At 66.7% G+C, this 11,638-nt stretch carries 10 protein-coding genes; 3 read left to right on the forward strand and 7 right to left on the reverse strand.

Annotation, left to right across the window (positions count from 1 at the left end; translation table 11 throughout):
- Positions 1–7: 7 nt before the first annotated feature.
- Positions 8–2,392, reverse strand: a complete 2,385-nt coding sequence (locus VFC51_11285; GenBank protein ID HZT07605.1) for an excinuclease ABC subunit UvrA — start codon at positions 2,390–2,392, stop codon at positions 8–10.
- Positions 2,393–2,531: 139 nt separating this feature from the next.
- Entirely contained in the window at positions 2,532–2,927 is a 396-nt protein-coding gene (locus tag VFC51_11290; GenBank protein HZT07606.1) for a VOC family protein, read from the reverse strand.
- Between the two features lie 79 nt (positions 2,928–3,006).
- Here VFC51_11290 and VFC51_11295 point away from each other — a divergent pair, with 79 nt between their 5' ends.
- Positions 3,007–3,882, forward strand: a complete 876-nt coding sequence (locus VFC51_11295; GenBank protein HZT07607.1) for a sigma-70 family RNA polymerase sigma factor — start codon at positions 3,007–3,009, stop codon at positions 3,880–3,882.
- Positions 3,883–3,941: 59 nt separating this feature from the next.
- On the opposite strand, the gene gnd is transcribed toward VFC51_11295, so the two are convergent.
- The 5 genes from gnd to VFC51_11320 all read right to left on the reverse strand — a co-directional run bounded on the left by gnd (position 3,942) and on the right by VFC51_11320 (position 9,224).
- Positions 3,942–4,856, reverse strand: a complete 915-nt coding sequence (gnd, locus tag VFC51_11300; GenBank protein HZT07608.1) for a decarboxylating 6-phosphogluconate dehydrogenase — start codon at positions 4,854–4,856, stop codon at positions 3,942–3,944.
- Positions 4,857–6,902: a transketolase gene (gene tkt / locus VFC51_11305; protein HZT07609.1), complete on the reverse strand. Its 2,046-nt coding sequence runs from the start codon at positions 6,900–6,902 to the stop codon at positions 4,857–4,859.
- Between the two features lie 6 nt (positions 6,903–6,908).
- Positions 6,909–7,493, reverse strand: a complete 585-nt coding sequence (locus VFC51_11310) for an Ig-like domain-containing protein (GenBank protein HZT07610.1) — start codon at positions 7,491–7,493, stop codon at positions 6,909–6,911.
- Positions 7,494–7,662: 169 nt separating this feature from the next.
- Positions 7,663–8,655, reverse strand: coding sequence for an L-histidine N(alpha)-methyltransferase (gene egtD, locus VFC51_11315; protein ID HZT07611.1), 993 nt, complete (start codon positions 8,653–8,655; stop codon positions 7,663–7,665).
- 5 nt (positions 8,656–8,660) lie between these two features.
- A complete protein-coding gene (locus VFC51_11320; protein ID HZT07612.1) occupies positions 8,661–9,224 on the reverse strand; it encodes a hypothetical protein in 564 nt (187 codons plus the stop codon).
- 640 nt (positions 9,225–9,864) lie between these two features.
- Here VFC51_11320 and VFC51_11325 point away from each other — a divergent pair.
- The gene (locus VFC51_11325; GenBank protein HZT07613.1) at positions 9,865–11,130 is read left to right on the forward strand and encodes a potassium channel family protein; all 1,266 of its coding nucleotides are present in this window, start codon (positions 9,865–9,867) and stop codon (positions 11,128–11,130) included.
- On the forward strand, positions 11,127–11,627 hold the full coding sequence (locus tag VFC51_11330; GenBank protein ID HZT07614.1) for a cyclic nucleotide-binding domain-containing protein: 501 nt from the start codon (positions 11,127–11,129) through the stop codon (positions 11,625–11,627). Before VFC51_11325 ends, VFC51_11330 begins: the two co-directional genes overlap by 4 nt.
- Positions 11,628–11,638 lie beyond the last annotated feature (11 nt).

Here is an 11,638-nt window from a genome sequence, read left to right on the forward strand (position 1 = left end):
GCGACGATCAAATGCCGACGTACATCGCGAGGTGCTCCCCGGTGAGGGTTGATCGGGCGGCGACCAGGTCCGCGGGCGTGCCCTCAAATACGATCCGGCCGCCGTCGTGACCTGCTCCCGGCCCGAGGTCGATGATCCAGTCGGCGTGCGCCATGACCGCCTGGTGGTGCGTGATCACGATGACCGACTTGCCGGAGTCGACCAGTCGGTCCAGGAGCCCGAGGAGCAGCTGAAGATCCGCCAGGTGCAGCCCCGTTGTCGGCTCATCGAGCACGTAGACGCCGCCGTCGGCGCCTATGTACGTCGCAAGCTTCAGTCGCTGCCGCTCCCCGCCGGATAGCGTCGTCAACGGCTGGCCGAGGCGCAGGTAGCCGAGCCCAACGTCGGCCATGCGTTGCAAGATGACGTGCGCCGCTGGCGTGCGCGCCTCGCCGCCGCTAAAAAAACGGATCGCGTCTTCGACTGAGAGGTCGAGCACTTCGGCAATGTTGAGTCCACCGAGCCGGTAGTCCAACACCGACGCCTGGAACCGCCGTCCTTCGCAATCCTCGCAGACGCTGGCGACACTGGCCATCATCGCCAGGTCCGTGTAGATCACCCCGGCGCCGTTGCAGGTCGGACAGGCCCCCGCCGAATTGGCGCTGAACAGCGCGGGCTTCACCCCGTTCGCCCTCGCGAACGCGTTGCGGATCGGGTCCAGCAAACTGGTGTAGGTCGCCGGGTTGCTCCGCCGCGAGCCTCGGATCGGAGTCTGGTCGACCGACACCACCCCGTCGCGGCCAGCGACCGAGCCGTGGATGAGGGAGCTCTTGCCCGCCCCAGCCACGCCCGTTACCACCACGAGCACGCCGAGCGGGATGTCAACGTCGATGTCTTTCAGGTTGTGGGCGCGGGCACCGCGCACCTGCATCACCCCCCGCGGCTTCCGGACCGACGGCTTCAGGGAGGCACGGACGCTCAGGTGCCGTCCAGTGGGCGAGCCGCTGGCCCGCAGCCCGTCGACGCTGCCCTCGAAGACCACCTGGCCGCCGTCGGCGCCTGCGCCGGGGCCGAGGTCGACGATATGGTCGGCGATCCCGATCACTTCCGGCTTGTGCTCGACAACGAGGACGGTGTTGCCCTTGTCGCGCAGGCGCACCAGCAGGTCGTTCATCCGCTGGATATCGTGCGGGTGCAGCCCGATGGTGGGTTCATCGAAGACGTAGGTCACGTCCGTGAGCGACGACCCGAGGTGACGGATCAACTTGGTGCGCTGCGTCTCACCACCGGAAAGCGTGGCGGTCGGTCGATCGAGGCTGAGGTACCCCAGCCCCATCTCCACGAACGAGTCGAGCGTCTGCCGCAGCGCCGCCAAGAGCGGCGACACGGACGGCTCGTCCAGCCCGCGCAGCCACTCGGCGAGGTCGCTGATCTGCATGGCGCAGGCATCGGCGATGTTGATGCCCTTGATTTTCGACGAACGGGCGGCCTCATTGAGGCGCGTTCCCCCGCACTCGGGACAGGTTGTGAAGGTGACTGCGCGCTCCACGAAAGCCCGGATGTGCGGCTGCATCGCATCGACGTCCTTGGACAGGAACGACTTCTGAATCTTTGGGATCAGCCCTTCGTAGGTGAGATTGATGTTCCCGACCTTGACCTTTACCGGTTCCTTGTAGAGGAGGTCGTTGCGCTCCCGCTCGGTGTAGTCCCGTATCGGCTTGTTCGGGTCGAGGAAGCCGGATTCGCTGAAGATGCGCACCTGCCAGCCATCGTCGGTATAGCCGGGGATCGTGAACGCGCCTTCTTTGAGCGACTTCGTTTCGTCGAAGAGCTGGGAGAGGTCGATATCCGTCACGCTCCCCATCCCTTCGCAGCGCGGGCACATGCCGCCGTGGTACACGACGTCGCGCACCACGATCCGCTCCCCCTTGCCCTTGGCGACAGTCATCGATCCGCTCGCCTTCCGCGTCGGGACGTTGAACGAGTAGGCCGTGGGAGGCCCGACGCGCGGCTGCCCGAGCCGGCTGAATAGGATCCGAAGCAGCGCGTTGGCGTCGGTTGCCGTGCCGACCGTCGAACGGGCGTTGGCGCCCATTCGCTCCTGGTCGATGATGATCGCGGTCGTGAGTCCTTCCAACACGTCCACGTCGGGCCGGGCCACCGTTGGCATGAACCCTTGCACGAACGCGCTGTAGGTCTCGTTGATCAACCGCTGCGACTCCGCCGCGATGGTGCTGAACACCAGCGACGACTTGCCCGATCCGGAGACGCCGGTGAACACGGTCAGCCGCCGCTTCGGGATCTCGACGTTGATGTCCTTGAGGTTGTTCTCGCGCGCGCCCCGCACGCGGATGAGGTCGTGGCGGTCGGCAGCGGGCAACGCGGGCGACGGCGTGTCAGCCATCGTGGCCATGATGGTCGTGTCTCCGTGCGTGTTGTCGCGGTAACAGTAGCAGTCTAGCGAATCGGCGGTGGCGGACGATTTGGCGCTCCTGTGCCCGGCCCGGCGAGGGCGCCCGCTGCAGCCGGGCGAGGGAGCGTCGGTTGGGGCGCTAACCCTGCCAGGACAGTTGTGTCAACTGCACCAAGTTGCCACAGGTATCGTTCAGCACGACCAGAGATCCCCAGGGCGCCTGGGTTGGCGGCGACGTGAATTCGCCACCGCGAGCCTTGATGCGTTCGTAGTCGGCCTGGACGTCGTCGGTGAAGAACATCGCGGCTGGCCGGCCCTGCTGGACCATCGCCTGCTGGTAGCTCTTCGCGGCGGGATCGTCGTTCGGGGCCAGCTGCAGCTCGGCGCCATTGGGCTCCTCGGGTGAGGCCACCGTCAGCCAGCGATATGGGCCCTGGGTGAAGTCGGCCTTCTTGACGAAGCCCAGGACGTCTGTGTAGAAGGCGAGGGCCCGGTCCTGGTCATCCACGTAAATGCTGGTCAGCTTGATCTTCACGGTCGATCTCCTTTCCGGTCACATGAGCAATCAGCGGCTCGTCAACTGTATGACGAAACCAAATGGGAGAATGTGACCGATGGAAGGCCAGTGGCTAGCGGAGCGCTTCGAGGCCGATCGGGCACGATTGCAGGCGGTGGCCTATCGGCTGCTCGGCTCGGCCAGCGAAGCCGACGACGCGGTGCAGGAGGCGTGGCTGCGGCTGAGCCGTTCCGACTCCACCAAAGTGGAGAACCTGAGCGGTTGGCTGACCACGGTCGTGGCGCGAGTGTGTTTGGACATGCTCCGCTCGCGTCGGTCTCGGCGCGAGGAGCCGCTGGCGCTCGACGGCGAATTCGTCCCGCACGCTGCCGATCCGGAGCGCGAGGCGATGCTGGCAGAGTCGGTCGGGCTGGCGATGCACGCCGTGATCGAGCGGCTGGCCCCCGCCGAGCGCGTGGCATTCGTCCTGCATGACGTCTTCGGCGTGTCCTTTGAGGAGATTGGCGGGATCGTCGGCCGCTCGCCTGTCGCCGCTCGCCAGCTTGCGAGCCGTGGCCGCAGGCGGGTGCAGGGCGCGTCGGAGGATGACGGCGCCGCGAACGTGGAGCGACAGCGCGACATCGTGGAGGCATTCTTCAGGGCCTCACGCGCCGGCGATCTTCAGGCGCTTCTGGCGGTGCTCGATCCAGCTGTTGCGCTTCGGACCGACGAGACGGCGCTGCGGATGGGTATGAGGTCCGGATTCCTCACGTCGGAGCTTCGTGGAGCGAAAGCGGTGGCCGAGAAGTTCGCCGGGGCGGCGCAGGCCGCACAGCTGGCGCTCATCGATGGCGTGCCAGGCGCCGTGTGGGCCCCCGGCGGCATTCCCCGAGTGGTGTTTGGGTTCACCATCCAGGAGGGCAAGGTGGTCGAGATCGGGCTCGTCGCTGACTCCGATCGGCTGAGCCGTCTGAAGATCGAGATCCTCCGGTAGCCGGCCTCCCGCAGGTTCATTCAGCCGATGGACCCAATTGCGGCGGTCCGCTCGGGCCCCTAGACGCGCCGGGTGCCCGTCCGACGGACGGCGTGTCCGCCGAACTGCTTCCGGAGCATCGCGACGATCTTGTCCCCAAAATCGTCTGCTTCGCGCGAGCGAAATCGCGCGAAGAGGGACTGCGTGATGACCGGCGCGGGCACCGCGTGCTCCACGGCCGCCTCGACGGTCCATCGCCCTTCGCCAGTGTCTTCGACGTACCCTGCCACATCCGCCAGCGTCGGATCTTGCTCCAGCATCTCAGCGGTGAGCTCCAGCAGCCAGGAGCGGATGACCCCGCCGTGATTCCACAACTCGGCCACGCGGTGCAGATCGTAGTCGAAGGGGCCATGCTCAAGGAGCGAGAACCCCTCGGCGTACGCCTGCATCAGGGCGTATTCCACGCCGTTGTGGACCATCTTGCAGAAGTGTCCTGCGCCACTCGGCCCGACGTGCGCATATCCGTGCTCGGGGGCAAGGGTCCGGGCCAACGGCTCGGCTCGTGCGAAGCCCTCGGCGCTGCCGCCGATCATGAGCGAATAGCCCAACTCTCGTCCCCAGATACCGCCGCTCGTCCCGACGTCAAGAAGCTCGATGCCGTGGACCGCGACGTGGCGGGCGCGACGCATGGAGTCTTTGTAGTGGGAGTTTCCGCCATCGATGAGAAGGTCCCCCGCTTCGCAGAGGTCTGTGAGGCGGAGCACGGTCTGTTCGACAGCGTCACCCGCCGGGACCATGATCCAGATGACGCGGGGCGGCTTCAGTGTCGCAACCAGCTCGTCCAGCGAGGCCACCGCCGACGCGCCCTCCGACTCGAGCGTCTTCGCAACAGCCGGGACGGCGTCGTAGCCAACCACCACGTGCCGATCGCGTTGCATGAGGCGAAGGGCCATGTTGGCGCCCATCCGCCCGAGCCCAACGAAGCCGACCTGCAATCATTTCCCCCCGGTGCGTTCGAGGAGACGGAGTCCTTCCGCCACTACTCGATCCTTGGTGATCCCAAACTGCTGGTACAGAACGCGCTCGGGGGCTGAAGCTCCGAAATGATCGATCCCCACCACGGACCCGGTCTCGCCGACATACCGACACCAGGCCAGCGTGACGCCGGCCTCGACCGCAACCCGGGCCCGCACACCCGGCGGCAAGACCTGTTCGCGATAAGGGGCTGGTTGCGCGTCGAACAACTCCCACGACGGCATGCTGACGACGCGCGTCGGCACGCCGTGCGCCTCCAGGTCTGCCCGGGCTTCGAGCGCGATCCCCACCTCGGATCCGGTGGCGATGAGAATCAGCGCCGGCGGCGTACGGGATGCCTCCGCCAGAATATACGCGCCTCGACGCGTCTCGCCGGCGTCACCGAGGCCGGCGCGAGCGAGGATCGGGAGGGCCTGCCGGCTCAGCACCAGCGCGGTTGGGCCCGGGCGGGTGAGAGCGATTCGCCAGGCCTCGGTCGTTTCGTTCGCATCCGCTGGACGGATGACGGCCAGGTTCGGAATCGCGCGCAGCGCCAGGAGATGCTCGATCGGTTGGTGGGTCGGACCGTCTTCGCCGAGGCCGATGCTGTCGTGGGTGAAGATGTAAATGACGCGGAGGCCGCTCATCGCCGCCAGGCGAATGGCGGGTCGCATGTAATCAGAGAACGTCAGGAACGTAGCAGCAAACGGAATGAGACCCCCGTGCAGGGCTATCCCGTTGGCGACCGAGCCCATCGCATGCTCGCGGACGCCAAAGTAGACGTTGCGGCCCTGAAAGTCCCCGGGTCCGACGTCGCCCTGGTCCTTGAGATACGTGAGGTTCGAGGCGGCGAGGTCCGCCGAGCCGCCGATCAGCGCCTCGATCCTCTGGGCAACGGCGTTGAGCACGCGGCCGGACGCCGCGCGCGTCGCCATCGGGCCGTCGCTCGGCGCGAAGGTCGGAAGCGCGTCCTCCCATGAGTCCGGGAGTTCGCCGGCCTGCTGCCGCTTCCAGAGGGCTGCTTCTTCCGGATACGTGGACGCGTACTCGTGGAGAGCGGCTTCCCAGGCTCGGTGGAGGCTTGCGCCACGCGCGGCGGCATCGCGGAACGGCAACCGCGCCTCATCCGGAACCTCGAACCGCGTGTCCGGCGACCAGCCCAGTGCTTCTTTGGTCGCGCGAAGCTCCTCTTCGCCGAGCGGCTCGCCGTGCGCCTTGGCCGTACCGGCGCGGCCAGGGCTGCCGTAGCCGATGACCGTCCGAACGATGATGAGGGATGGCTGCGCCGTCGCGGCCTGCGCTGCGCGAATCGCGGCCGCAATCGCCTCGACGTCGTTTCCATCGTCGACGTGCTGTACGTGCCAACCGTATGCGGCAAAGCGGGCTCCGACATCCTCGGTGAACGTCAGGTCGGTGGGACCGTCGATGCTGATCCCGTTATCGTCGTACAGATAGATCAGCTTCCCAAGGCCGAGCGTGCCGGCCAGGCTGGCCGCTTCGGACGCGACCCCCTCCTCCAGGTCCCCATCCGACACGATGGCGTACGTGTAGTGGTCCACGATCTCGTGCCCCGGGCGATTGAACCGCGCCGCGAGGTGCCGCTCGGCGAGCGCCATCCCGACGCCATTGCCGAAGCCCTGACCCAGCGGGCCGGTCGTGGCCTCGACGCCCGGCGTGAGATGAACCTCAGGATGCCCGGGCGTACGCGATCCCCACTGGCGAAATCTGCGAATCTCCTCGAGCGGGAGATCATAGCCAGAGAGGTGGAGGAGCGCATAGAGCAGCATCGAGGCGTGGCCCGCGGACAGGACGAATCGGTCCCGGTTCGGCCAGCGCGGATCCGCCGGATCGAAACGCAGGAAGCGCGACCACAAGGTGAACGCCATCGGCGCGGCCCCCATGGGGGCGCCTGGATGGCCCGACTTCGCCTCCTGAACGGCATCGGCGGCGAGAATTCGGATGGTGTTGATCGCGAGCTGCTGGCGTGCCTCAACGCGATCGGTCGCGTTGCGCGTCGGTGCCGACACGGGACCCTAGAATTCGAACGGGTTGAAGTTGCGATCGATCCAGACGCCGGGTCCGCCCGTGTCCACCTCCCAGCCCAGGGGACCCAGACTCCGAAACGCGGGGTGCGTGAGACTCGGCTCCCAGGTCAACCCGCATCCACAGCTGTCCACCGCCAGCGCCGCGCTGGCGGAGTCACCGGCCAGCGCGCTTGCGACGACGTAGACCGTGTGTGGGCCACCGGAGACCTCGCGCGGAATCCAGTCGAGGTTGTACCCGCTCTTCGCCCACTCGGGGTGTCCCAACGCCGACGCGACGTCAGGCCGAGAGATACCGAGCGTGGCCGTTCCAAGGTGCCGTCCGGTCGGGCCGTCGAGATACACATCGACCGAAGCAATGCCGCTATCGGGACCGCCCGGCGCGACCGCCCAGCCCCCGATGGTTATGGCCCGTCCGTTCACGAGGGTGATCCCGGCGGCCGGCGTATCGATGTCCACCTGCACGCGACTTTGAGCCGACGCCGCTGGACCGTTCGCCGCCCCGGTCCCAATAAACAGCGCGATCGAGAGGACACCGACCATTGCCGTGTACAAGAGGACGCCAACCACGCGCATTGCACGTCTCCACCTTCGATTTCGGCGCGGATCCCCCGGGGAACGCTTCCGACATCGCCGGAGGAGGTGGTCAAGCGCCGCTTCTGGCGAATTGTACGCTGGTGACCGCCGTTGCGTCGGCGGCTGTCAGGGCGGCCTCCCAAGCAGCAAACGGTCGGCGCGCCGCGGGCTACGCTCCGCGCGGAACGGCGACTGCGAGGGCGAAAAGCTGCTGATCGTCGGTGTGCCATTCGTCGAGATCGAGCCCGGCGCTCTCCAGCATCTCGGTCGTCGATTCCCGCGTGAACTTGCACGAGATCTCCGTTCGAATGGTCTCCGCGGGATCTATGTCGACGACGATTCCACACGCCGGTAGGGTGACACGCTGCGGCGAGTCGGGAATGAGGTGCATCTCGATCCGCTCCTCCTCCATGTTGAAGAAGGCCCGGTGGCGGTAGGCGTCCGGTATGAAGTCGGCGGCCAGGGCGTTGTTGATAGCACACAGGATGTTGCGATTGAATTCGGCCGTAACTCCCGCCGCATCGTTGTAGGCCGCCTCGAGGCGGGCGATATCCTTGACCAGGTCGACTCCGAGCAGGAGCGCGTCGCCGACTCGCAGCATCCCGCGCACGCGGGAAAGGAAGACCCGGCGCTCCTCCCGGTCGAGATTCCCGATGGTGCTGCCCAGGAAAATAGCCAGCCGCCGGCTGGAAGCTGGCGGCACGCGATCGAGATGCTGCTGAAAATCGCCGACCACACCGTGGACAGTGAGCGTCGGATACGCGCGGAGCAGCGCCTCGGCGCTCGCTCGAAGTATGCTTTCACTCACGTCAAATGGGACGTACTCGCGGAGCACGCCCTGACGCTCCATCGCGTCGAGGAGGAGTCGCGTCTTCGTCGCGGACCCGGACCCGATCTCGACGAGGGACCCGAATCCGAACCGAGCGATGAGCGCCCCCGCGATGGCCCGGAGGATCGCCGCCTCGGTTCGCGTCTGGTAGTACTCAGGAAGCTGCGTGATCTCCTCGAACAACGCGGATCCGCGCTCGTCGTAGAAGTACTTCGACGGAAGCCATTTCGGCTGCGCGGTCAGTCCTCGCGCCACCTCTTCCGCCATGCCATGGAGGACTCCGGAGTCGCTGACATAGCGGTCGAGGACGAGTCGTTCGCCGCTCGCCGCCATCCCCGTCAGCTCACGACGTCGCAAAAAGCGTCTTCGGTTTGACTGCAGAGCGAGTCGTATGCGCCCTGGACGCTTTGGAGCGCAGCCGCGGAGTCGGTGGCCGCGCTTGCGCCAATCTGGTTCGCCGTGGCGACATCGGTGGCCCGCTGAGCCAGCAGCGCCCACCCAACGATCCGCGCGAGCCGCCCGTTCAGCGCGGAGACGGATGCGCGCCCCCCGGCAACGGCAGCGTCGATTTCGTCCCAGCCTTGCGAGGGGCTCTGCCGCCACGCGTCTGGGTCGCCTAGGATCCCGTCGGACAGCGCGCGCTTTACACCGTCATCCGTCGTCGTATCGTACGCGCTGAGGGCAAGCCCCGGGTCAACGAGGTTCGGTCGGTCCGCCGGAAGGGCGCCTGGAGAGAACGTCGTCGACGAGGCGTATCGACCGCCGCGCCCGACCAGGTCGTCGAGAGCAGCCTGCGCGACGCAGTGCGCCACCTCCACGCTCGACGTCTCGCGAAGGGCCCGCATGGCCAAGTCCGCGGCGTGCATCCGGTCGCGAAGAGCGGCCACGAGGAAGATCGACATGTCTATCCCGCTCGCCGGTCGCCGCCGGTCCTCGGGAAACGTCGCGGAGAGGGCGGAACACGTTTGCTCGGGCGATTGAGCGACATCGGGTGGCGGCAGGCCGCCCAGGTCCGCGGACGCGATCTGCGGTGCGCCACCGGCCGCATCGTCGGAGGGGGCGCCGGATTCGCCTGAAGAGGACCTCGCGTCAGTGGTGGCGTTCGCGCGCCGCGCGCCATCGGGGGTCGGCTGGGCGACCGCGGACGGCTCGGCCCTGGGCGTTGCGCTCAGATTGCCGGCCGAGCTTCCGCACGCTGCGAGGAACGTCGAGAGAGTGAGGACCGCGGCGCCAACCAGGGCGACTCCCCGGCGGGCTCGCCGCCGGTCCGCGGAAGGCTCGATCGCTGATGGCGATCGAGGCCGTTGTTTCACAAGACTGGCCATAGGCCGCGCTCGCCTCCGAGCAACAGCGTTCCATGACGGCGAATGGGCATCCTCGGGGCGGCCCCGTCCACCACATTCGCGCCGTGGCGTAAGTTGTACCATGCTGGCGCGCACATCCCATTAGGCTCAACTTTGGGCTTACGCTCAAGACTTTGGGCGATGCGCGCGACTCGCGAGCAGACGTTCGCGCCGAATCGGAGGATCCCAAAAGCCGCACATGGCGAGCCAAACGAGCCACGTCGCATCGTTCGCGAGGCGGAAGCCGCAGGGGAGCAGTCCCCAGCCCGGGGCCGACCGGGAGATGAACAACGCCCCCCGCCCTGCGCCCATCGCCGTGCGCGCCCGCCGTGCGTGGAGCAGGCTGCAAGGCCAGCACGTGCCGCGCCTGGCGGCGCTCTCGATCACGCTATTCGCGCTCGGCTCCGTCGCCATCTACTTTGCCGAAATGACGAGCGACGAGCGCAATATTCGCTCTTTCGGCGACGCGATGTGGTACAGCATCGTCACGATGTCCACGGTGGGATACGGAGACCTCACGCCGAAGACAACACTGGGAAAGTTCATTGGCGTGGCGCTGATGCTGAGCGGCATGAGCCTCCTCTTTTTGTTCACGGCGACGATCGCCTCGTATCTCGTGACCCAACGGATCAGGGAGGAGCGCGGGTTGGACACGATTCGATGGACCGACCACATTCTCGTCTGCGGATGGAATCAATACGGCGAGAGCGTGCTCGAGGGGCTGCTCCAGGCCTCCGGGCGAAGCGCGCTGATCGTGCTGGTCAATGACGGGCCGGAGGAAACGGCCCACGAGCTGATGTACCGAAACCACGACGCCACGATCCACTACATCCACGGGGACCCAGCGGCCGAGGCGACCCTCGAACGCGCGAACGTTCGCCACGCGCGCGCCGCCATCGTCCTGACCGATACCTCGCGCGCCTCGGCAGCCGCGGACGAACATACGACGCTCGTCACCCTAGCCGTGAAGAGCCTCAAGCCCGACATCAAAGTGACCGCGGAGGCTCTGGAGATGAGCAGCGAGGCACACCTCCGCCGCGCGGGCGCCGACGACATCGTGATCAGCGGCGAGTTCAACGGATTCATGCTCTCCTCGGCGGCGCTTTCACCCGGAATGTCCCGCGTTGTCCGACGGCTGCTCTCCTTTGGCGAGGGGGAGCTGTCACATTTACCCATCCCGCGCGAATACGTTGGTCGCACCTTCGCCGACGTCTTTCGTTTGCTCCGCGAGGATTCGGGGTTCCTCACCCTCGCCATCGTCGCCGAGAGCAAGGCCGTTACCCTCGACGACCTGCTCACCGACGATTACTCCCTCGTCGACGAGTTCATCCGGCAGCAGTTCAGTGAGGCTGGGACCGAATATCTCCGCTTTGAAGAAGGCGAGATGCGCGTGCTCGTCAACCCGCCGGATTCCTACGTTATCCAGCCGGACGACGCAGCGATTGGGATCCCGAGACTCGCATGACGAGCGTCAGCGTTCTGCAGGAGATGCCGCTGTTTGCCGGGCTCGACGAGGGCCAGCTCGCTCGCCTCCTCGGGGTGATGCGCCAGTCGCGGGTACCGGTTGGAACAGACATCCTGCGCGAGGGCGAGCAGAGCGACTCGATGTACGTTCTTGCGCGGGGCGCCGTCGAGATTACGAAGCGCCTGGGCATCGCCTTAGCGCCTGAGAGCGATCGCTGGCGCCGCAAGACGATCGTGCGCCTGTCCGCGCCGCAATTCTTTGGCGAGATGGCGCTCCTGGGCGACCGCGAGCGAACGGCTACGGTCTCAACGTGCACGGACTGCGATCTGCTGGAAGTCACCAAGGACAGCTTCGACCGCCTCGTCGAAACCGACCTCTCGATGGGCTACCGGCTGCTCTACAATGTCGCCACCGTCCTCTGCGAGCGTCTCAGGCGCACGGACCGCGACGTCCTCAAGCTCACCGCCGCGCTCAGCGTTGCCCTGGGCAACCGTTGAGCCGCCCGCCC

This window comes from Chloroflexota bacterium, from assembly GCA_035652535.1.
Classification (GTDB): Bacteria; Chloroflexota; UBA6077; order UBA6077; family SHYK01; genus DASRDP01.

What these genes read in the sequence shown, in the direction of transcription:
- VFC51_11285 (HZT07605.1), bottom strand. Translation starts at nt 2,392, where the DNA reads ATGGCCACGATGGCTGACACGCCGTCGCCCGCGTTGCCCGCTGCCGAC.
- VFC51_11330 (HZT07614.1), top strand. Translation starts at nt 11,127, where the DNA reads ATGACGAGCGTCAGCGTTCTGCAGGAGATGCCGCTGTTTGCCGGGCTC.
- VFC51_11295 (HZT07607.1), top strand. Translation starts at nt 3,007, where the DNA reads ATGGAAGGCCAGTGGCTAGCGGAGCGCTTCGAGGCCGATCGGGCACGA.
- VFC51_11325 (HZT07613.1), top strand. Translation starts at nt 9,865, where the DNA reads ATGGCGAGCCAAACGAGCCACGTCGCATCGTTCGCGAGGCGGAAGCCG.
- egtD (HZT07611.1), bottom strand. Translation starts at nt 8,655, where the DNA reads ATGGCGGCGAGCGGCGAACGACTCGTCCTCGACCGCTATGTCAGCGAC.
- VFC51_11320 (HZT07612.1), bottom strand. Translation starts at nt 9,224, where the DNA reads ATGTCGATCTTCCTCGTGGCCGCTCTTCGCGACCGGATGCACGCCGCG.
- VFC51_11310 (HZT07610.1), bottom strand. Translation starts at nt 7,493, where the DNA reads ATGCGCGTGGTTGGCGTCCTCTTGTACACGGCAATGGTCGGTGTCCTC.